Source organism: Sphingobium phenoxybenzoativorans (genome assembly GCF_018286635.1).
GTDB classification, from domain to species: domain Bacteria; phylum Pseudomonadota; class Alphaproteobacteria; order Sphingomonadales; family Sphingomonadaceae; genus Sphingobium; species Sphingobium phenoxybenzoativorans.
This window is the reverse complement of the sequence record NZ_CP073910.1, coordinates 317,608-339,183: the sequence shown is the minus strand read 5'-3', so window position 1 is coordinate 339,183 and position 21,576 is coordinate 317,608. Positions and strand designations below refer to the sequence as shown.

Sequence of the window (21,576 nt, the reverse complement as noted above, 5' to 3'; positions counted from 1 at the left end):
AGCAAGATGTCTTAAACCATTGATGCATAGATTTTCTGGCTATGGCCGGAAGAAGACGATTGCGATCTCTGGATGAGTTTGAACGCTTGCCGTGGCATGCGCGAACTCCAGCAAAGCTGTTAAGCCTCAATACCGTCCTGGGTTTTGTCGCGATGCTTGGCCTGAGCGCCCTTATAGGTATTGGCGCCACGGTTCGCGGCCGGGAAGCCATCCTTCAGGTCGTCAAGAATGTTCGCGCCGCAACCGACATGAGGAAGCGCCCACCCAAGGCAGGGGATTATTGGGACGGCTGCAATGACGCGAGAGCCGCAGGAGCAGCCCCCATATATCGCGGAGAACCCGGTTATCGCGAGGGGATGGACGGGGACGGCGACGGTATCGCCTGTGAGGCTTATTAGGGCGCTTTCCCTGAAAGCACTTGGCTTGCCCTGAACCTGGCGAAGGGGCGTCTTTCCATGCCGGGAAGTGCAGAGCTTCGACACTGACATGAGTCACGCGCCTCATGTCAGCAGTCCGAACGGACTAGGAAACCCGATCGCCACTCTTCTCGTCATCCCAGCGCGGGCTGGGATCTCGTGAGGCCAGGTGTGACGTATCGCCTGAGACCGCAGCCTGCGCTGGAGTGACGTAATCTAACGATAGGAACCGAAGGGGCGTCCCACCCTACCGCAATTTCGCGATGCTGAGGCCGTCCTGCTTGGCGCGGGCCTTTGTCGATTCCTCACTGCGGGTCAGGGCCTTGGCGATGGCTTTCAATGCCATGCCTTTCTTGGCGAGGGTGTGGAGTTTCTGGATCTCGTCGGCGGTCCAGGGTTGTTTGTGCCGTTCGAAGCGTTCGCCCATAGGAACCTCCTGCTCCAAAAAGAAAAGGCCAAAAAGAAAAGGGCGGCCCCGCAAGACCGCCCCTTCCCGAATATCGGTGTTGCCGAAGCTTAGCGCTTCGAGAACTGGAAGCTGCGGCGGGCCTTGGCGCGGCCGTACTTCTTGCGCTCCACGGTGCGGCTGTCGCGGGTCAGGAAGCCTTCGGCCTTGACCGCGCTGCGCAGGGCAGGCTCGTACTTGGTCAGCGCCTGGCTGATGCCGTGCTTGACCGCACCGGCCTGACCCGAAAGACCGCCGCCCTTGACGGTGGCGATCACGTCATACTGGCCTTCGCGCTCGGTCACGCCGAACGGCTGGTTGATTACCAGGCGCAGGGTCGGACGGGCGAAATAGATTTCCTGATCGCGGCCATTGACCGTGATCTTGCCGGTGCCGGGCTTCACCCACACGCGGGCCACGGCGTCCTTGCGGCGGCCGGTGGCGTAGGCGCGGCCGAGACCGTCGATTTCCTGCTGGCGCAGCGGCGCGGAGGGTGCGGCCGAAACGGGAGCGGCGGCTTCGGCCGAAACCGGCGCGGATGCGACGGCGGCAGGCGCGGCTGCGGTCAGCTCTGCGAGATCGGACAGGGACTGGCGGTTATCGGACATTAGGCACCGACCTTGTTCTTGCGGTTGCGCGACGCGAGGTCGAGCACTTCTGGGTTCTGCGATTCGTGGCTGTGTTCGGCGCCGGCGAAAACGCGCAGGTTGCGCATCTGCTGACGGCCAAGCGGACCACGGGGGATCATGCGCTCAATCGCCTTTTCAAGCACGCGCTCCGGGAAGCGGCCTTCCAGCACCTTGCCGGCGGTGACGCCCTTGATGCCGCCGGCATAACCGGTGTGCTTGTAATAGACCTTGTCGGTCAGCTTCTTGCCGGTGAACTTCACCTTGGCGGCGTTGACGATGATCACATTGTCACCGCAATCGACATGGGGCGTGTAGCTCGGCTTGTGCTTGCCGCGCAGAATGTTGGCGATGATCGACGCAGCGCGGCCAACGACGAGGCCCTCGGCGTCAATCAAAACCCATTTCTTCTCGACCGTAGCCGGGGTCGCCGGCTTGGTGGTCTTCATTAGCGCCTTCATGGCGACTACTCCTGTTGATGTCGTGCGAAGGCGACCGGAAAACCGATCACCACTCGAAGCGCGCGCTAATGACGGGTGGAGACGGATAAGTCAAGCGTTTGGGCCGCTTTGCGAGACGGTATCGCGACAGGCCCCCGCAATGCGCCCCTCAAAGCTGGCGCAGGGCGGAGGCGGGACGCGCGGCCAGCACCGGAAGCGAGCCGATGAGGCCAAGCGCGATCGTCAGGAATGCGCCGATTCCCAGCGTCAGCAGCACAATCGTCCAGTCCGGCGCCCATTCCAGCCCCAGCACATGCACCGCCACATACCAGCCGCCCACGACCGACACGGCGAAGGCGATGAAGGCGACGATGAAGGCCAGCGCGGCATATTCCATCGCCTGCATCGCCAGCACCTGACGCCGGGTCGCGCCCAGCAGCTTCAGCAGCACCGAATCATAGGTGCGGGCGCGGCGGGCGGCGGCGATGGCGCCCACAAGCACGGCGATTCCGGCGGCGACAGCGACCGAGGCAGCGGCGCGGACGGCGGTGGATAACTGACCCAAAAGGTCGCCGAGCGTCGAGATCACTTCCTTCACGCGAATCAGCGAGGCGGAGGGGAAGGCGCGGGCGATGTCGCGGTTGATGGCGCGTTCCTGCGTGGCGATGGCGGCCCCGCCCCCGCCTTCACCCTTCGCGTCCGGCAGGGTGATCGTCGCCAGATAGCTGTGCGGCGCGCCCGCCAGCGCGCTGGGCGAGAAGATCATGCCGAAGTTGAGACCCATGGAATCCCAGTCGATTTCCCGCAGGCTGGCGATTCGGGCGGGGATTTCGACGCCGAGAACGGAGACGGTCAGCATGTCGCCGACCTTCAGCGACAATGCCTTGGCGGCGCGCAGATCGACCGAGACGAGCGGCGGCCCGGCATAATCCTTCGGCCACCAGGCGCCATCGACAATGCGGTTTCCGGCCGGAAGCGTGTCGGCATAGGTGAGGCCCCGGTCGCCGCGCAAAATCCAGGCGTCGTCGGGGATATTCTTCATGTCCGACACCCGCTGGTCGCGGACGGCGACGACCGGGCCGCGCAGCGAGGGCACCGTCACGATGTCCGCGCCGGGGGCATGGCCGTCGACGATCTGGCGGAAACGGTCAACCCCGTCATAGGGAATGTCGATGGCGAAGAAGCTGGGCGCTTTTTTCGGAATGCTGGTCGCCATCTGGCCCGACAGGTTGGTTTCGACCACCGCCAGCGTCGCGAACAGCGACAGGCCAAGGCCGAGCGCGATGACGAGGCGGCTGGTCTGCGCGCCGGGGCGGTGGAGATTGGCAAGGGTGAGGCGCGCAAGGGGATGGCGCGGGCGGGGCAGCAGCGCGGCGAGGCGCTGGACCGCGCCGCCCACCAGCGTCAGCAGCGCCAGCAGGCCAACGGCGGCGGCAATGAACCAGAGGGCGAGGCGCGGCTCCTTCGCGGTCAGGACAGCCAGTCCTGCGATGGCGAATGCGATGAGGAATGCGACGGTGATCACGGCCCAGCCAGCACCGCGCACAGGCTCCAATTCGCCCCGGAAAAGCGTGGTTGCGCGCACCCGCCGCGCCTGCGCCAGCGGGATCACCGCGAACAGCAATGCCGTGAGCAGGCCATAGGCGGCGCTGGTCAACAACGGCGCGGGGTAGAGAGCGAGTCGCGGCGGGATGGGCAATGCGTCGCCCGCGACGGCGGTGATGACAGGCGGGAGGAGTGCGCCGACGATGATGCCCGCGGCGATTCCCCCGGCGGCGACCAGCAGGATCTGGAACAGATAGGTGAGGAAGATGGTGCGGGAGGATGCGCCCAGCGCCTTCAGCGTGGCGATGGAGGATCGTTTCCCCTCCAGATAGCCGGTGACGCCATTGCCGACGCCGATCCCGGCAACCACCAAAGCGGTCAGGCCGACAAGGACGAGGAATTGCCCCATACGTTCGAGGAAGCGGCGGGCGCCCGGCGCGCCGTTGCTGCGGTCGCGCACTTCCCAGCGGGCGTCGGGCGAGGCGGCGTTGATTCGGGCGATGGCGGCCTGCGGGTCTGATCCGGCAGGAATGCGGATGCGATACTGGACATTATAGATGCTGCCGGGCTGGATCAGCCGGGTCGCCTCCAGACTGTCGAGCGTCACCAGCGCGGTCGGGCCGAAGGCGAAGCCGGAGCCGAGCCGGTCGGGTTCGTCGGCAATGACGCCCGCGACGCGGAACAGCCGCTCGCCGATGCGGACCTGCCCGCCGGGGCGGACGCGGAGGCGGTCGGCCAGCGCCTCGCCCAGCGCGACCTCGTCATGGCGGGGGCGATCCGCGATCGCGCCTTTCTCCAGGGTCAAGCGGCCGTAGAGGGGATAGGCGTTATCGACCGCCTTCAGCTCCGACAGGATCGCTTCCTGCCCGTCCGGCCGGGCGATCATCGCGCGCATGCGGATGATCTGCGACACCTGCCCTTCCCCGCGCATGGCGGCGCGTTCAATGGCGTTGGCGGGGCGCTGGTTCAGGTCGAAGGCGATGTCGCCGCCAAGGATCGCCTGCCCCTGCCCGGCAAGCGCCGCGTCGATCGCCGCGCCGAGGCTGCCGACGCCCGCGAGCGCGGCAACGCCGAGGAACAGGCAAATGGCGAGCAGGCGCAGGCCGGTGAGGCCGCCGCGCAATTCCCGCACCGCCATGCGCAGGGCGAGCATCATGCGCGCCCGTCTCCATTTGGCCCATCTCCATCATGGTCGCTGATCACCACACCGTCGCGCATCGTGACGATGCGGTCGCAGCGGCGGCTGAGCGCCTCGTCATGGGTGATCATCACCAGCGTCGCGCCGGTTTCCCGCTGGCGCGCGAACAGCAGGTCCATGATCGACTGGCCAGTGGCGGCGTCGAGATTGCCGGTCGGCTCATCCGCGAACAGAAGCGCCGGGCGCGGCGCGATGGCGCGGGCGATGGCGACGCGCTGCTGCTCTCCGCCCGAAAGCTGCGCCGGGTAGTGGGAAAGGCGGTGGCCGAGGCCGACGGCGGTCAATTCCTTCTCCGCCCGCGCAAAGGCGTCCTCCACGCCGTCCAGTTCCAACGGAACCGCCACATTCTCTATCGCGGTCATGGTGGGGAGCAGGTGGAAAGCCTGAAGCACGATGCCGATCCGGCCGCGCCGGGCCAGGGCCAGCCCATCCTCATCCAGCGCGCCGAAATCCGCATCGGCGACACGGATGCTGCCGCCCGTCGCGCGTTCCAGGCCGGAGAGGACCGCCATCAGCGACGACTTGCCGGAACCGGAGGGGCCGAGCAGCGCCAGGCTTTCGCCGGATGCGACATCCAGATGGATGCCCTTCAATATGTCGACGCGCGCGGAGCCTTTTCCCAGCGACAGGGTGACATCGCGGGCTTCGATCACGATATGAGGCTGATTCATCGACGGAGAAGGCTTTCGGATGCGGAATGATCGGGGACTATATGGTGCAGTGCGGCGCATGATCCAAGTGATGGCCCAAGGGATGCTTGCGATTATGCTGTTGGCCGCCGCGCCCGCCCATGCCGCGGACAAGGTGATCCTGGCGTTCGGCGACAGCCTGACGGCCGGATATGGGCTGAAACCCGCCGAAGCCTTCCCCGCGCAACTGGAGGCGGCGCTGCGGCGGGAGAAGATCGCCGTGCGGGTGCAGAATGCGGGCGTATCCGGCGACACCACGGCGCAGGCGCGGGCGCGGCTGGACTGGGTGCTGCGGTCGATGAAGCAGAAGCCCGATCTGGTGATCGTGCAGCTTGGCGGCAATGACATGCTGCGCGGGATCGACCCGGCGCAGACGCGGGCGAACCTGTCGGCGATCCTTGCGGAGCTGAAAAAGCGGAAGATGCCGGTGCTGCTGGCGGGCATGCTGGCCGCGCCCAATCTGGGCAGCGATTACGCCAAAAAGTTCAACCCCATCTATCCAGCGCTGGCCAAGCAATATGGCGCGCCGCTCTACCCCTTTTTCCTGCGCGGGGTGACGGGCAATCCGAAGCTGCTGCTCAAGGATAATATGCATCCGACCGGGCCGGGCGTGGCGGTTGTGGTGCGGGGCATCGCGCCGAGCGTGAAGAAGGCGCTGGGGAAATAAGTTCGTTTCTCCTGCAACAAAGGCCGCCGCGCGCCGTTTAGGGCCAGTCCTGACAGAGAGCGCGTGCTCCTGCGAAAGCAGGAGTCCAGTTCAGAGCTTGGAACTGGGCTCCTGCTTTCGCAGGAGCACGCGGCCGCTCGACAGGACAAGTTCCTGAGCGCATCGCGCCCCGTTCACGCATGAGAGGTTCATGACCGACACGCTTTTCGCCCCCGCTCCGCAGAAGCAGACGGCCGATATTTCCCCGCCCCAGGTCACTGCGGCGCAGGCCCCCGTCGCCCCCTATCCCGACATATTGACGCCCAAGGATTTCGAATTTCCCGCGATCATGCTGAGCGGGCCGGTGGACTATAATATGTATGCGCATTTCCGGAACATGCTGTCGCAGGCGCCGCAGCAGGGGCTGGTGGCGGTCGAGCTGTCGACGCTGGGCGGCGACCCGGAAGTGGCGCGGATGATGGGCGAGGACATCCGGTTCCACAGCGACATGCACCCGGAGCGGCGGCTGGTCTTTCTGGGCAAGACGGCGATCTATTCGGCCGGCGCGACCTTCATGAGCTTCTTCGCGCGGCAGAACCGTTACCTGACACGCGGCACGCGGCTGATGATCCATGAGCGGATGCTGACCAAGACACTGAACGTGCAGGGACCGCTGACCACCTGCATCGCGTCGCTGAAGGCCACGATCAACGAGATCGAGGCGAGTATCGCGATCCAGAATGAGGGGTTCGCCAATCTTGTGCTGGGATCGACGATCACGCTGGACGACGTGCTGCAGCGGGCGACGGAGAATTGGTATCTGGAGGCGCAGGAGGCGCTGAATCTGGGGTTGGTGGAGGCGGTGATTTAGCCTGTCCTGAGCGCCTGCCGCAGGCGGGCAGTCGAAGGGGGCTGCATTTCTTTCAACACCGCAGAGAAGTGCAGGGCTTCGACAAGCTCAGCCCGAACGGATATTGTGGATATGCCGAGTTAAAGTCCATCCCCCGTCCTCGTCATCCCGGCGGAAGCCGGGACCCATCTTTCCCATGAGAGTAACAGACCCGGAGGCGAGATGGGTTCCGGCTTTCGCCGGAATGACGATAGAGGGGGGCAGGTTCGCTTACCCCTCACCAGCTACGACTAGGCGGCAGAGCCGCCAAGTCTGCGTAGCCCTCTCCCTCAAGGGGAGAGGGATATGTATTTTCGTGTTGCATCGCAGCAGCGGATGACGTTTGCTGGAGAAATGCTGAAAGCGGGCCTGCACCACCTTACATCCTACAAATATAGCCGGCCGATCCGGCTAGGGCCGCAGGTCATTCGCCTTCGCCCCGCCCCGCACAGCCGGACCAAGATTCCCAATTATGCGCTGAAGATCGAGCCGGCGGGGCATTTCCTGAACTGGCAGCAGGACCCGCATGGCAACTGGCTGGCGCGGATCGTCTTTCCCGATCCGGTCGACCGCTTCTCCATCGAGGTCGATCTGCTCGCCGATCTGGACATCATCAATCCGTTCGACTTCTTCGTCGATCCCTATGCGGAGGACTATCCCTTCGCCTATGACGAGGGGCTGGCGGCGGATTTGGCCGCCTATCATGATGTCGAGCCGCAAGGGCCGCTGTTCGAGGCGCTGGTCGCCGAGCATGCAAACCATGAAGGCCGGACGATCGATTTCCTGGTGGAGATCAACGCGGCGCTGCAGAAGCGCATCGGTTACGTCATCCGCATGGAAAGCGGTGTGCAGACGCCGGAGGAAACGCTGGAAGCCGGCATCGGGTCATGCCGGGACAGCGCCTGGCTGCTGGTGCAACTGCTGCGGCGGCTGGGCTTTGCGGCGCGGTTCGTGTCGGGATATTCGATCCAGTTGGTCGCGGACGTGGAGCCGGTTGAAGGGCCGAAGGGCGTCACGCAGGATGTGGTCGACCTGCATGCCTGGGCGGAGGCCTATGTGCCGGGCGCGGGGTGGATCGCACTGGACGCGACATCGGGCATGTTCGCGGGCGAGGGGCATATCCCGCTGTGCGCGACGCCGCATTACCGGTCCGCCGCGCCGATCAGCGGCATGGCCGAACCCGCCGAGGTCGATTTCCATTTCGAGATGAGCGTGTCCCGCATCGCCGAGGCAGTGCGGATCACCAAGCCCTTTACCGACAGGCGGTGGGACGCGCTGATGGCGCTGGGCGAGACGGTGGACGCGGACCTGAAACGCCAAGACGTGCGGCTGACCACCGGCGGCGAGCCGACCTTCGTGGCGGTGGACGGGGGCGAGGCGCCTGAGTGGAATGGCGACGCGGTTGGACCGACCAAGGCGGGCTATGCCGACAAGGTGGTGCGGGAACTGCGCGAGACCTTCGCGCCGGGGGCGCTGCTGCATCATGGGCAGGGCAAATGGTATCCGGGCGAGAGCCTGCCGCGCTGGGCCTATGCTATCTACTGGCGCGCGGACGGCGTTCCGGCGTGGCGGGACGTGTCGCTGATCGCCAATGAGGATGCGGCCGGGCTGCCCCCGGCCACGGCGGAGATGGCGGCGGCGTTCCTGGACGCGATGGCGGCGGGCCTTGGCCTCGACCGGGATTATGTGCGGCCGGTGTTCGAGGATGCGCTGGCCTGGTCGGTGAAGGAAGCCGATCTGCCGGAAAACACATCGCCGGAAGACCCGAAGATCGACGATCCCGAAGCGCGGGCGCGGATGGTGCGCACGTTCGAGCGGGGGCTGTCCAATCCGGTCGGCTATGTCCTGCCCGTCCAGCGGTGGCAGAGCGAAGTGAAGGCGAAGGCCTGGCAGAGCGAGATATGGAATGTGCGGCGCGGCAAGCTGTTCGCGGTGCCAGGGGATTCGGCGCTGGGATACCGCCTGCCGCTCGGCTCCCTGCCCTATGTGCCGCCTTCGGACTTCCCCTATATCCATGCGCAGGACCCGAGCGAGGATCGCGAGCCGCTGCCCGATTTCCGCGAGCAGCGCGCCGAGCGGGTGGGCGCTGCGGAGGGCGCCGACGCGCAGGAGCGGGTCGAGCAGAAGATCATCGAGGGCGCAGTGCGCACCGCCGTGACGGTGGAACCGAAGGGGCATTTCCTGTCCGTATTCCTGCCGCCGGTAAAGGCGCTGGACGATTATCTGGAGCTGATCGCCGAGGTCGAGGCCGCCGCAGAGCAGATGCGCGTGCCGGTACGGATAGAGGGCTATGCACCGCCGTCCGACCCGCGCCTGAAAGTGCTGAAGGTCACGCCCGACCCCGGCGTGATCGAGATCAATGTGCAGCCGGCGGAGAGCTGGGCCGAGACGGTGAAGATCACCGAGGAAGTCTATGCGATCGCCCGGCGCAACGGCATGACCGCGGACAAGTTCATGGTGGACGGGCGCGCGATCGGCACCGGCGGCGGCAATCATCTGGTGTTGGGCGGGCCGAGCCTCAATGATTCGCCCTTCATCCGGCGGCCGGACCTGCTCAAGAGCTTCGTGATCTACTGGCAGCGGCACCCGTCGCTCAGCTATCTTTTTTCCGGCCTGTTCATCGGCCCGACCAGCCAGGCGCCGCGTATCGACGAGGCGCGGCATGACGGGCTGTTCGAGCTGGAGATAGCGCTGGCGCAGGTGCCCAAGCCCAAGGAAATGGGGGGCGAAGGGGAAACTCCCCCGCCATGGCTGGTCGATCGCCTGTTCCGCAACCTGCTGGTCGATGTGACGGGCAATACCCACCGCACCGAAATCTGCATCGACAAGCTGTTTTCGCCCGATGGGCCGACCGGGCGGCTGGGTCTGGTCGAGTTTCGCGGGTTCGAGATGCCGCCCGACGCGCAGATGAGCCTGGCGCAGCAACTGGTGCTGCGCGCGCTGACCGCGTGGTTCTGGCGCGAGCCGTTGCAGGGCGGGCTGGTGCGGTGGGGCACGACGCTGCACGACCGGTTCATGCTGCCGCATTTCGTGTGGAGCGATTTCCTTGAGGTGCTGGGCGACCTGAAAGGCGCTGGCTATGATTTCGACCCGGCCTGGTTCGAGGCGCAGCGGCAGTTCCGCTTCCCCGTGCATGGCGCGGTCGAAGCGGGCGGCGTGACGCTGGAGATCGCCCATGCGCTGGAGCCATGGCATGTGCTGGGCGAGACGGGCGCGATCGGCGGCACGGTGCGCTATGTCGACAGTTCGACCGAGCGGCTGCAGGTGCGGGTCGCGGGCCTGAATGCCGAGCGGCATGTCGTCACCTGCAATGGCCGCCGCGTGCCGATGACCGCGACGGGCGTTCCGGGCGAGGCGGTGGGGGGCGTGCGGTACAAGGCGTGGACGCCGGCAAATTGCCTGCACCCCCGCCTGCCCTCCAACGCGCCGCTGACCTTCGACATACTCGACACATGGAGCGGACGGTCGCTGGGCGGGTGCGTTTATCATGTCGCGCATCCGGGCGGACGCAATTATGATGACGTTCCGGTCAACAGCTATGAGGCCGAAGCGCGGCGCAAGGCGCGGTTCCAGGATCATGGCCATACGCCGGGCGCGGCGGCGATTCCGCCGGAGGAATATCCGGGAGAGTTTCCGATGACGCTGGACCTGCGCCGGCCGCCCCGCTGACCGTGGCCGCAGACTGATCATGGCCGAGGATATGCTGACCGCGCCGAGGGAGGACGCCCTGCTCCGCCATTATGTGACGGATGCGGCGGGCGGCGACCTGATGCTGGAGGCCGCGCCCGACATGGCGGTGCACTGGCGCGCCATGCTGGCCGGGCTTGCAGTGGCGGGCACGGGCGATTTCGCGCCCCTGCAGGACCGGGTCGCGCGGCAGGTGCAGGATCTGGGCATGGCGTTCCGCCTGGCCGGGGAGGATGACGAGCGAAGCTGGCCGCTCAGCCCCATCCCGCTGCTGATCGGCTCCGACGAATGGGCCGGGATCGAACAGGCGATGGCGCAGCGCGCCGACCTGCTGGAGCAGGTGATCGCCGATGTGTACGGGGCGCAGATGCTGATCAAGTCCGGCGCGATCCCCGCCCCGGTGATCACCGGCAGCACCCATTTCTGGCCGCAGATGGCGGGCGTGACGCCGCCGCACGGCCGCCACCTGCATTTCTATGCCGCCGATCTGGCGCGCGGGCCGGACGGGGAATGGCGGGTGCTGGCCGACCTGTGCCGGACGCCGACGGGCGCGGGATATGCGCTGGAGAACCGGCTGGCGCTGTCCCGCGCGACCGGCGACCTGCTGAGCCGGATGAATGTGCGCCGCCTGGCCCCCTTCTTCGCCGCGTTCCGGCAGGGGCTGGCGTCGGTATGCGAGCGGAGCGACCCGCGCATCGCCCTGCTGACGCCGGGGCGCTTCACCCAAAGCTATGCCGAGCAGGCGCATCTGGCCCGCTATCTGGGCTTCCTGCTGGTCGAGGGCGACGACCTGACCGTGCGCGACGACCGCCTCTATGTGCGCACGATAGAGGGCATCAAGCGGATCGACGCCGTATGGCGGCGGATGGACACCAGCCTGCTGGACCCGCTGGAGTTCGACGCGCGGACGCGGATCGGGGTGCCCGACCTGTTTCACGCCTTCAGCAATGGCGGACTGGCCGTCGCCAACTGGCCGGGGTCCGGCATCATCGAATCCCGCGCCTTTGCCGCGTTCCTGCCAAGGCTGGCGCAGGAAGTGCTGGGGCAGGACCTGCTGCTGCCCAATATCGCGACATGGTGGTGCGGGCAGCCAGCGGAACGGGCCAAGGTGCTGGCCGACATTGACAGCATGGCGATCGGTTCGGCGTTCGGCGAGGCGGTGGCGGGGCTGGACGATGCGGGGTCGCATATCGGCGAAAGCCTGCGCGCCGACCAGCGCGCCGCGCTAATGGAGGGGATGGAGCGGCGGCCGATGGACTATGTGGGCCAGGAGCTGGTCCGCGTATCGACAACGCCCGCCATATTGAACGGCCGGATGGTCGCCCGCCCCTTCACCCTGCGCGTGTTCGTGACGCGCGACAGCAAGGGCGGATGGCGGACGATGCCGGGCGCGTTCGCGCGGCTTTCCGCCCATGGCGACGTGCGCGCGGTGCTGATGGGCGAGGGCGACCTGTCCGCCGACGTGTGCATCGTGGGGCATGCGCCGCAATCGCCGGTCTCCCTGCTGGACTCCAGCCCCTCCCCGCCGATCCGGCGGATCGCGGGGACGTTGCCGAGCCGGGCGGCGGACAATCTGTTCTGGCTGGCCCGCTATCTGGAGCGGGGCGAGAATACGCTGCGCGTCGTGCGCGCCCTGCTGGGCGGATCGATAGAGGCGGATGGCGGATCGGCGCTGGACCAGGGCACGATGGGCCGGATGACGGCGATGCTGGTGGCGTCCGGCGCGGCGCGGCAGATCGACCTGGCGGGATCCGTGACGGCGCTGGCCCGCGCGGCGATCGGCAGCGGCGAGGATTTCGGCAGCGTCCACTCCCTGATCGGCAATGCCCGCGCGATTGGGCAGGGCATGCGGGACCGGCTGGCGATGGATTTCTGGCGGCTGCTGGCCAAGCCGCTCGCCAAGCTGGAGCAACAGGCGGCCGAACCGATGCTGGAGCGGCTGGCCGACTTACTCGACCGTTTTTCGGCGCTGTCGGGCCTGGCGGCGGAGAATATGGGGCGCAGCCATGGCTGGCGCTTCCACGATCTGGGGCGGCGGATCGAGCGGGCGGTGACGATCTGCCGTCTGCTCAAAAGTTTCGCGCATGACGAGGCGAGCGCCGACGACCTCAACGTCCTCCTCGATCTGTGCGACTGCCAGATCATGTACCGGATGCGCTATTTGTCGGGCATCTCCCTCTATCCGGCGCGCGACATGCTGGCGCTGGAGGCGCAGAATCCGCGATCGCTGGCGTTTCAAATGGCGTTGATCGTCGAACATCTGGCCGCCCTGCCCTCACTGCGGGACGACGGCATGCCCGAACCGCCGGTGAAGATCGCGGCGACGGTATCCGCCCTGCTGGCTTCGGCGTCGGCCGAGACGCTGGGGAGCCAGGCGCTGGAGGAGATGGAGCAGCATCTGCTCGCTTTGTCCGACGCCGTTGGCGCGCGATTCTTCCTGCGCGGCAAGGAGGCGGAGCGCGCCGCCGGGGTGACGCGCCTGGCATGATCTATCGCGTCAATCATGTCTCCCGCATCCATTATGGCGCGACCATCGGCAATGCGCGGTTCAATGTCCGGCTGCAGCCGTGCCACTGGCCGGGGCAGGTGATCGAGGGGTTCGGCCTGACCGTCAGCCCATCGCCGCGCAGCCTGTCCACCCGCGCCGGTCCCTTCCCGGTGAATGTGACGCGGGTGGTGATCGACGAGCCGCTGGACGCGCTGGAAATCCGCAGCCAGTTCATCGCGACCATCGACGATACGCGGCCGGAGATATTGCCGTCCGACCCCACGGTCGCGGCCGTGGCGGCGGAGGCCATCGCCTTTCCGGGGCTGGGCGGCACCGCGCCCGCCAATTTCCTTTTCCCCTCCCCGCGCGTGCCCGCCCTGCCCGATATCGCGGCATGGACGGCGGCGTGGCTGACGCAGGACAGGCCCGTGCTGGAGGCGGGCTTTGCGCTGTGCTGCGCGATCACCGACGGGTTCCGGTACGACAGCGCCGCCACGGATGCCGACACGCCGCTGGCCCAGGCCTTTGCGATCCGGCGGGGGGTCTGCCAGGATTTCGCCCATATCCTGATCGGCGCGCTGCGTTCGGCCGGCCTGCCCGCGGGATATGCCAGCGGCTATCTGCGCACCCTGCCCCCGCCCGGACAGCCGCGGCTGGCGGGGGTGGACGCCATGCACGCCTGGGTGATGCTGTGGTGCGGGCCGCAGCGGGGCTGGATCGGCCTTGACCCCACCAACCGCTGCATCACCGGGCCGGACCATATCGTCATCGCGTTCGGGCGGGATTATTCCGATGTCGCGCCCATCGACGGGGTGTTCATGGGCAAGACCGCCCAGTCGCTGGATACCTCCGTCGATGTATCGCCCCACTCCGAATGGGCGGCGGAAAGCGCGAGTTGAGCGGACGGGTCCGGGGATTTGTCGCCTGCGCGGCAGATTTTCTGACGGTTGGCGTGTTCCTGCGGAGGCAGGAACCCAGTTCCAGCGTCCGAACTGGGCTCCTGCTTTCGCAGGAGCACGGGTGATCACAGTAATCCCTCCTTTGAGGGAAGGAATCGCCGCAAATCGCTCATTCCGGCGCGGCAGAATACCCGGCGGGCGTGTTGCGCTTCCCCTGCGGATCGGCGGGCCATAGCCTAAACCCCCTTGAATACGGAGTTTTCGCTGGTCTATCATGGTTAACAGGGGACAAGCGACATGACGAACGATCTGGAAGTCCGGTGGGATACCGCCGACAATATGGGCTGGGACCTGCAGATCCATGTCAATGACGGCGGGTCGCTGCTGCTGGCGCTGATCCACCGCACCCTGATCGACAAGGCCGCGCCCGGCGTCGAGGGCGATACCGTCACCAAGGCGGGCGCGATCCGCGACCGGGTGGAGGCGGCGATCGCGTCAGCCTATCAGAACCAGCGTTTTTCCTCAATCTATGAGGCGGGGAGCGCCTTTGTGATGCATCGCGGGCTGACGATCACGGCGGCGGATTTTTAGGGGTAGCGCCAAATTCCATTCGGGCTGAGCCTGTCGAAGCCCTGCACTTTCTTTTGAAGAAAAGGACAGCCCTTCGACAAGCTCAGGGCGAACGGAGTATAGCTTTTACTCCGCCGCCGCCGGTTCGCCGACAGGCTCCCGCCGCCTCTTCCACCAGGCCATGATCGCCTTTGCCGCGGGTTTTTCGACATAATGATTGACGGCCGCGCCCAGGCTGATCGCTATCGCGATGGCGAGCGCGAAGCCGAGCCAGGGGCTGAGGCCCGCGGCGTCCGCCTTCAGCATCACGACAAAACCGATATTCTGGTGCACCAGATAGAGGGAATAGCTGATCGAGCCGATCCAGAGCAGCGGGCGGACGCAGAGGAAACCGAGCTTCCCCTCCACCATCGCCCAGAAGCAGCCGACGAGCAGGACGCCGACCAGCAGCAGATCCGGCGTGTCGAACAGCGCGATGGTGAGCAGCACGGCGGCGAGATAGGGCATTTGCTGCGTCCAGCTTCGCTTGCCCGCCCAGACGCGATAGCTGAGCATGCCGATGGCGAAGAAGGGGATGTAGCGCAGCACCAGCAGCATCACGATGCGTTCGGGCATGCCCGGCCAGAAGGCGAGCAGCCATTTGGCGGCGAGCCAGAGCAGCAAGACCGGCTCCAGCCGCTTCGTCCCCGGTCCCTTCCACAGCATCAGCATCGACACGTAGAAGGCGATCTCCACGGTCAGCGTCCAATAGGCGCCGTCGACCGCCTGAAGGAACACGAATCCCTCCAGCATGGTGACGTTCGCGACGATATCGAGGGACGGTATCTGCAGCGCCGTGACGCGGCCGAGATATTCGACCGTCAGCGTCAGCAGCATCGCCACCCAATAGGCAGGATAGAGGCGGGAGAAGCGGTTCAGGAGGAAATCCGGGACCGTCCGCACCTTGTCCAGCGTGAAGAAGATCGCGAAGCCGGAAATGGCGAAGAACAGCAGCACCCGGTAATTGCCGCCGAAAAAGCCGAAGGGCACATGCGGCGCGTCCGGGAATTTTTCGTGGAAGCGCGTGGTGTAGTGGAAGATGACGACCGCCAGCGCCCCGATGCCGCGCAAGGCGTCAAGTTCGGTCAGCCGCCGCTTCTTTCCCAGTCCCGCGTTCATATTCGGAAGCATTTAGGCAATCTGGGTTAACAACCCCGTAATTACGGTGACGGAACAATTTGCCGCATGCGCGGAACGAAACTGTCGCATCACTGACCGCGAAACGTCATCGCGCGGTCACGGGCGGGCGCTAGGCGGCGGCGATCCCATGCATCACAGGACAACCCGTCATGGCCTCTCCATCCCCCCGCATCGCAACCCAGCGCGCCGTCGGCGACGCCGTTCACCGGCACGGCAACCTCAGCAAGAGCGGCGTATTGGAACGCACCTTCTCGCTGGCGTTCCGGGGGCTGGTCTATGCGCAGATCTGGGAGGACCCGGTGGTCGACATGGAGGCGCTGGAGATCGGACCGGACAGCGATGTCATCACCATCGCCAGCGGCGGGTGCAACATGCTGTCCTACCTGACCGCCGATCCCCGGTCAGTGACGGCGGTAGACCTCAACACCGCGCATGTCGCGCTGGGGCGGTTGAAGCTGGCGGCGGCGCGGCACCTGCCCGATCATGCGGCGTTCCAGCGCTTCTTCGCCCGGTCGGGCCAGCGCGAGAATATCGAAGCCTATGAGACCCATGTCCGGCCGCATCTGGACGAGGTGTCGCGGCGCTACTGGGAGGGACGCGACCTGACCGGGCGGCGGCGGATCGGCGCGTTCGGGCGGAATTTCTATACCAAGGGGCTGTTGGGCCAGTTCATCGGCGGCGCGCATCTGGTGGCGAAGCTGTATCGCGTTGACCCGCGCGAGATGCTGGATGCGGAAAGCGTGGAGGAGCAGCGCCACATTTTCGAAACGCGCATGGCCCCGATCTTCGAGAAGAAGTTCGTGCGCTGGCTGACGCAGCAGCCCGCGTCGCTGTTTGGCCTCGGCATTCCGCCGGCCCAATATAGCGCGCTGTGCGACGGCGAGGCGGAGGGCATGGCGGCCGTGCTGCGGCAACGGCTGGAAAAGCTGGCCTGCGATTTCGACATCCGGCAGAATTATTTCGCCTGGCAGGCGTTCGGACGGGGCTATGGCGACGCTGCGGAAGCGCCGCTGCCCCCCTATCTGGAGGAAGCGCATTATGGCGACATTGCCGGGCGCGTGGACCGCATCGCCATCCATCACCGCAACTTTACCGACCATCTGGCGGCGCTGCCCGACGGGGCGTTGGACCGCTATATCCTGCTCGATGCGCAGGACTGGATGACGGACGAGCAACTGACCGACCTGTGGACCGGCATCACGCGCACGGCCCGCCCCGGCGCGCGCGTCGTGTTCCGCACGGCGGCGCGGCCAAGCCTGCTGCCCGGACGGTTGCCGCAGGCGCTGCTCGACCGCTGGCATTATGAGGAGGCGCGGTCGGAGGATTATACCCGCCGCGACCGGTCGGCCATTTATGGCGGCGTCCATCTCTATGTGCTGAAGGACCGGTGATGCTGGACCGTGCGGGAAGCGTCCGGGCCGAAGGCATAGCCGCCGATCATGGCGCGCGGATGGACGGCATCTACCGCACGCAGCGGCACATATATGACGCGACCCGCAAATATTATCTGCTGGGCCGGGACAGGATGATCCGGGCGCTGGACGCGCAGCCGGGATGCAGCGTGCTGGAGATAGGCTGCGGCACGGGGCGTAACCTGATCGCGGCGGCGAAGGCGTGGCCGGGCGCGCATTTCTGCGGCCTGGACATCAGCGCGGCGATGCTGGAAACCGCGTCCGAAGCGGTGGTGAAGCGCGGCCTGGGATCGCGCGTGGCGCTGGCGCAGGCGGACGCGACGCGGTTCGACGCCGGGCGCTGTTTCGGGCGGGAGAGGTTCGACCGGATATTCCTGTCCTACACGCTGTCGATGATCCCCGGATGGGAGCTGGCGATCGACGAGGCGGCCGACGCGATGGCCCCCGGCGGCGCGATGCATATCGTCGATTTCGGGCAGCAGGAACGGTTGCCGGCGGCGTTCCGCAACGGCCTGTTCGCCTGGCTGGCGCATTTCCATGTCCAGCCGCGCGGCGACCTCAGGCCCGTGCTGGAGGATGTGGCGCAGCGGCGGCGGATGACGCTGGAGTTTACGCCGCTGTATCGCGGCTATGCCTGGGCGGCGGTGTTGCGGGGGTAAGGGCGCGTTCGGACTTGCCAAGCCGCGGCAATGCCGCGATACATGCCATGCCGAAAATAGAGTTGCAGGTCGGTAGCTCCTGCGCCCCGATACGGGGTTCTTCCCAGCCACGGCGTTGACCCAACCTGCTTGGGAAGACGCTGGCTATGGATTGGCGTCTTCCCGGCTCATGCCGAGGATATTCATCTTGCCGATGTCGATCGCCGCTCTTGTCTGCGCCACGCTTTTCACAGGCGCGGCGGGATATATCAGTCTTGTCGAGCATCCCGCGCGTTTACAGTTGGACGATGCCCCCCTTCTTGCGCAATGGCAGCCGAGCTATAGCCGGGCCTTGCCGATCCAATCCGGGCTGGCGATCGCCGGCGGCGTGGCGGGACTGGCCGCCTGGCATATGTCGGGCGAATGGCTTTATGTTCTGGGAAGCCTGGTGCTGCTCGCCAATTGGCCGTTCACGCTTCTGGCGATCATGCCGGTCAACAACCGCCTGAAGGCGATAACGCCGGATCAGGCCGGGCCGGAAAGCCGGACCCTGCTGCTGAAATGGGGGAAGCTCCACAATGTCAGGAGCGGCCTTGGCTGCGCGGCGGCCCTGCTCTTTGCCGTGGCGCTGGCGAGCGGGAACTAGCGGCTGGTTCCACGATGTTCGCCAAGGGCAAGCGGCCGGACGGGCATCCATTGGCTCTGCTATGGAGCATTCATGCAATGGTTGAGGCTCATGGATCCCGGATCAAGTCCGGGATGACGGCAGTGTGTTGGGATGGCGGGATTATATTGCGGCGATGATGTCCGCCCCCCGTCTACCATCAGGATCAGGCGTCCGACCGCTCAAGGCTTCCCCGTCTCAACAAAGCGCACCAGCCGCGCATGCTGTTCGCCGATCACGCCGTCTACGGGTGCGGCGATCGACGTGAGGGGGAAGCGGGCGTAGCCGCCGACAACATAGTCGAAGGTCAGCGTCGTGCCGCCGGATGCGGGGGCGAGCGTGACGGTGAGGGTGCCGGTCAGCGCCTCCCCCTGCAGCGGACCCAGCGCGCCGGACAGGCGCAGGCTCTTGTCGGGCGCGGCGAAGATCACGCGGGCATGTTCGGCAAAGCCGCCATTGGGCAACGTCTCGCAGAAGCAGCCGCCCGGCTTTGCGGCCAGGGTCAGATTGGCGGCGTCCTGCGACCAGCTATGTTCGCCGTTCCACCATTTGCCCGGCGTCAGGAGCGCTGCCCAGACCGTCGCGGGCGGTGCCTTTACGGATGCGGTGTGGGAGACGGCGAAGCCGCTGTCGCTGCTGGACGCGACCTTCGCGGCGGCGGGCGTGATGAACGCGGCCAGAGCCAGTGCCGCGCAGGATGAAAAACCGACTCGCATCATGATGCCCCCCTCTTTGCGGGGAGCATCGGCGCGATGCGGAGGGGGATCAAGAGGTGGTGGGCGGTGGCGGATCGTTCGCGCCGGGCCGTTCACGCGGGTCGCGCGAGGAGGGCGGCTCAGCCGGAGGAAACCCCTGCCCTGCGCTGTTTGATGGCCTCGAGACACAGCGTGCTCCTGCGAAAGCAGGAGCCCAGAGCCACGAGCGCTGTGTCCAGAACCCTGGGCTCCTGCTTTCGCAGGAGCATGAAGGTCGTTTTATGGCGCGCAGGGCTTAGGGGCCAGCGAGACTAAGGGAGGCTATGTCGCCTCCCCCCAATGCCTATTTCCCGTCGAGGATCGCCGCGATGGCGACGGTCACGTCATTCATGTCGGCCATGCCGTCGACCCGGCTGACGATGCCGCGCGCCTCATAGATCGGCAGGATCGGCGCGGTCTTCGCGCGATATTCGGCCATGCGGGTGCGCACGGTTTCCTCATTATCGTCGGGACGGCGCTTGAACTCATGGCCGTGGCACTTGTCGCACTCGCCCTCAACCTTGGGGGTCTTGAACTTGTCGTGATAGCCCTCGCCGCAAGTGCCGCAGGTGAAGCGGCCCGTGATGCGCTCGACCAGCGCATCTTCATCGACTTCCAGCTCGATCACATGATCAAGGGTGCGCTTGCGGTCGGACAGGATGTCGTCGAGCGAGAGCGCCTGCGCCTCCGTACGCGGATAGCCGTCGAAGATGGCGCCAGTGGCCGCCGGGAGCGCGTCGAGCGCCTCACCGATGATGCCGGACACGATCTCGTCAGAGACAAGCTCACCCGCCTCCATCACCGCTTTCGCCTTCACGCCGGTCGGCGTGCCAGCCTTCACCGCCGCGCGGAGCATGTCGCCGGTGGACAGTTGAACCATGCCGCGGCTGTCCACGAGGCGAGTCGCCTGAGTGCCTTTACCGGCGCCCGGCGGGCCAAGCAGGATGATGTTCATGCGCGCAAAATCTCCCCTGTTATGCGTCGCCAAGAGGCAGGTGGCCCCTTAGCGCATGCGGCCCTTTAGCTTCGCCTTCTTGATGAGGTCGCCATATTGATGGGCGAGCAGATGGCTTTGAATCTGGGTCACGGTGTCCACCGTTACATTGACCACGATCAGCAAGCTAGTTCCACCAAGGTAGAATGGAATGCCGGCGCGGGCGATCAGAAATTCCGGCACCAGGCAGATGATGACCAGATAGGCCGCGCCGATGACGGTGATGCGGGTGAGCACATAATCCAGATAATTTTCGGTATTCTTGCCCGGACGGATGCCGGGGATGAAGCCGCCATTCTTCTTCAGATTGTCGGCCGTCTCCTCCGGGTTGAACACAACCGCGGTGTAGAAGAAGCAGAAGAAGGCGATGCCAAGGCCGTACAGGGCCATATAGACCGGGCTGCCGTGCGAGAGATACTGGTTCAGCGTTAGGACGAAATCGCCCATCTTGCTGTCGCCGGCGACCGTCTGCCCCGCGAACTGCGAAATGGTGAGCGGCATCAGCAGCAGCGAGGAGGCGAAGATCGGCGGGATGACGCCCGCAGTATTGACCTTCAGCGGCAGGTGGCTGCGATCCGCCTGCATCATGCCCTGGCGCGTCTGGCGCTTGGGATATTGGATCAGCACCCGGCGCTGCGCCCGCTCCATGAAGCAGATGAAGGCGACCAGCGCGAGGACCAGGATCAGGAAGCCCATGATCAAGAGGCCGGAGATCGACCCTTCGCGGCCCGACTTGAACAGGTTGGACAGGGTGACGGGAAGCTGGGCGACGATGCCCGCCATGATGATGAGCGACACGCCATTGCCGATGCCGCGCGAAGTGATCTGCTCACCCAGCCACATCAGGAACATGGTGCCGCCGATCAGCGAGACCACCGCGGTCAGGCGGAACAGCATGCCCGGCTCCACCACCGCCTGCAGCCCGGACTGCGCGCCGAAGCTTTCAAGGCCGACGGCGATGAAATAGCCCTGAATCGCGGTCAGGCCGACCGTGCCATAGCGGGTATATTGGTTGAGCTTCTTGCGGCCGCTCTCCCCTTCCTTCTTGATCGCGGCAAGTTGCGGCGAGAGGGTCGAGGCGAGCTGCACCACGATGGATGCGGTGATGTAGGGCATGACGCCGAGCGCGATGAGGCTCATGCGCTGCAGCGAACCACCGGAGAAGGTATTGAAGATGTCGAGGATGCCACCCTGCGTCTGCTTGTAAAGCTCCGCCAGCACGGTCGGGTCAACGCCCGGCAGCGGCACGAAGCTCAAAAAGCGGAACACGATCAGCGTGCCGAAGGTGAACCAGAGGCGCTTCTTGAGTTCGGTCGCCTGGCTGAATTTCGCCAGGCTAAGATTGGATGCAAGCTGATCGGCTCTCGATGCCATTCTTGGATAACCTTCAATGCGACGGGACAGACCCCGCCGGACT

At 65.9% G+C, this 21,576-nt stretch carries 19 protein-coding genes; 10 read left to right on the top strand and 9 right to left on the bottom strand.

From position 1 onward, the window contains the following. The first annotated feature begins 41 nt into the window (after positions 1–41). Positions 42–398 (top strand): excalibur calcium-binding domain-containing protein, encoded by a 357-nt coding sequence (locus tag KFK14_RS24305; protein WP_343227781.1) that lies wholly within the window; start codon positions 42–44, stop codon positions 396–398. Positions 399–663: 265 nt separating this feature from the next. Here KFK14_RS24305 and KFK14_RS01745 read toward each other — a convergent pair whose 3' ends face one another. From KFK14_RS01745 to KFK14_RS01725, 5 genes are all read right to left on the bottom strand, one after another. After that, positions 664–843 (bottom strand): hypothetical protein, encoded by a 180-nt coding sequence (locus KFK14_RS01745; RefSeq protein WP_070158223.1) that lies wholly within the window; start codon positions 841–843, stop codon positions 664–666. 89 nt (positions 844–932) lie between these two features. Continuing rightward, a complete protein-coding gene (rpsI, locus tag KFK14_RS01740; protein ID WP_083277134.1) occupies positions 933–1,469 on the bottom strand; it encodes a 30S ribosomal protein S9 in 537 nt (178 codons plus the stop codon). Next, positions 1,469–1,948, bottom strand: a complete 480-nt coding sequence (gene rplM, locus KFK14_RS01735) for a 50S ribosomal protein L13 (protein WP_083277135.1) — start codon at positions 1,946–1,948, stop codon at positions 1,469–1,471. Before rplM ends, rpsI begins: the two co-directional genes overlap by 1 nt. A gap of 148 nt (positions 1,949–2,096) precedes the next feature. Beyond that, complete coding sequence (locus KFK14_RS01730; RefSeq protein ID WP_212609644.1) at positions 2,097–4,628, bottom strand: ABC transporter permease; 2,532 nt, start codon at positions 4,626–4,628, stop codon at positions 2,097–2,099. Then, positions 4,625–5,341, bottom strand: coding sequence for an ABC transporter ATP-binding protein (locus KFK14_RS01725; RefSeq protein WP_212609643.1), 717 nt, complete (start codon positions 5,339–5,341; stop codon positions 4,625–4,627). The genes KFK14_RS01730 and KFK14_RS01725 overlap by 4 nt, the downstream gene beginning before the upstream one ends. 58 nt (positions 5,342–5,399) lie before the next feature. On the opposite strand from KFK14_RS01725, the gene KFK14_RS01720 reads away from it, so the two are divergent. From KFK14_RS01720 to KFK14_RS01695, 6 genes are all read left to right on the top strand, one after another. After that, positions 5,400–6,026 (top strand): arylesterase, encoded by a 627-nt coding sequence (locus KFK14_RS01720; RefSeq protein WP_212609642.1) that lies wholly within the window; start codon positions 5,400–5,402, stop codon positions 6,024–6,026. Positions 6,027–6,354: 328 nt separating this feature from the next. After that, positions 6,355–6,876, top strand: a complete 522-nt coding sequence (locus KFK14_RS01715) for a Clp protease/crotonase-like domain-containing protein (protein WP_246525004.1) — start codon at positions 6,355–6,357, stop codon at positions 6,874–6,876. A 372-nt stretch (positions 6,877–7,248) separates the two neighbouring features. Continuing rightward, entirely contained in the window at positions 7,249–10,563 is a 3,315-nt protein-coding gene (locus KFK14_RS01710; protein ID WP_212610977.1) for a transglutaminase family protein, read from the top strand. A gap of 19 nt (positions 10,564–10,582) precedes the next feature. After that, positions 10,583–13,069, top strand: coding sequence for a circularly permuted type 2 ATP-grasp protein (locus KFK14_RS01705; protein ID WP_212609640.1), 2,487 nt, complete (start codon positions 10,583–10,585; stop codon positions 13,067–13,069). Continuing rightward, positions 13,066–13,968 (top strand): transglutaminase family protein, encoded by a 903-nt coding sequence (locus KFK14_RS01700; protein WP_212609639.1) that lies wholly within the window; start codon positions 13,066–13,068, stop codon positions 13,966–13,968. Before KFK14_RS01705 ends, KFK14_RS01700 begins: the two co-directional genes overlap by 4 nt. A 297-nt stretch (positions 13,969–14,265) precedes the next feature. After that, positions 14,266–14,559: a hypothetical protein gene (locus KFK14_RS01695; RefSeq protein ID WP_070157918.1), complete on the top strand. Its 294-nt coding sequence runs from the start codon at positions 14,266–14,268 to the stop codon at positions 14,557–14,559. Between the two features lie 105 nt (positions 14,560–14,664). Here KFK14_RS01695 and KFK14_RS01690 read toward each other — a convergent pair whose 3' ends face one another. Further along, positions 14,665–15,696 carry an acyltransferase family protein gene (locus tag KFK14_RS01690; RefSeq protein WP_070157924.1) on the bottom strand — a complete coding sequence of 344 codons (1,032 nt, stop codon included), beginning with the start codon at positions 15,694–15,696 and terminating at the stop codon, positions 14,665–14,667. A gap of 170 nt (positions 15,697–15,866) precedes the next feature. On the opposite strand from KFK14_RS01690, the gene KFK14_RS01685 reads away from it, so the two are divergent. The 3 genes from KFK14_RS01685 (at position 15,867) to KFK14_RS01675 (ending at position 18,413) form a co-directional block, all read left to right on the top strand. Beyond that, positions 15,867–17,108, top strand: coding sequence for a BtaA family protein (locus KFK14_RS01685; protein ID WP_212609638.1), 1,242 nt, complete (start codon positions 15,867–15,869; stop codon positions 17,106–17,108). Next, positions 17,108–17,788: a class I SAM-dependent methyltransferase gene (locus KFK14_RS01680; RefSeq protein ID WP_212609637.1), complete on the top strand. Its 681-nt coding sequence runs from the start codon at positions 17,108–17,110 to the stop codon at positions 17,786–17,788. Before KFK14_RS01685 ends, KFK14_RS01680 begins: the two co-directional genes overlap by 1 nt. A 193-nt stretch (positions 17,789–17,981) precedes the next feature. Next, entirely contained in the window at positions 17,982–18,413 is a 432-nt protein-coding gene (locus KFK14_RS01675) for an anthrone oxygenase family protein (protein WP_070158186.1), read from the top strand. Between the two features lie 200 nt (positions 18,414–18,613). On the opposite strand, the gene KFK14_RS01670 is transcribed toward KFK14_RS01675, so the two are convergent. The 3 genes from KFK14_RS01670 to secY form a co-directional block, all read right to left on the bottom strand. Beyond that, on the bottom strand, positions 18,614–19,150 hold the full coding sequence (locus tag KFK14_RS01670) for an SRPBCC family protein (protein ID WP_212609636.1): 537 nt from the start codon (positions 19,148–19,150) through the stop codon (positions 18,614–18,616). A 319-nt stretch (positions 19,151–19,469) separates the two neighbouring features. Then, complete coding sequence (locus tag KFK14_RS01665; RefSeq protein ID WP_212609635.1) at positions 19,470–20,120, bottom strand: adenylate kinase; 651 nt, start codon at positions 20,118–20,120, stop codon at positions 19,470–19,472. A 48-nt stretch (positions 20,121–20,168) separates the two neighbouring features. Then, positions 20,169–21,533, bottom strand: a complete 1,365-nt coding sequence (gene secY, locus KFK14_RS01660; protein WP_070158180.1) for a preprotein translocase subunit SecY — start codon at positions 21,531–21,533, stop codon at positions 20,169–20,171. Between the last annotated feature and the right edge of the window lie 43 nt (positions 21,534–21,576).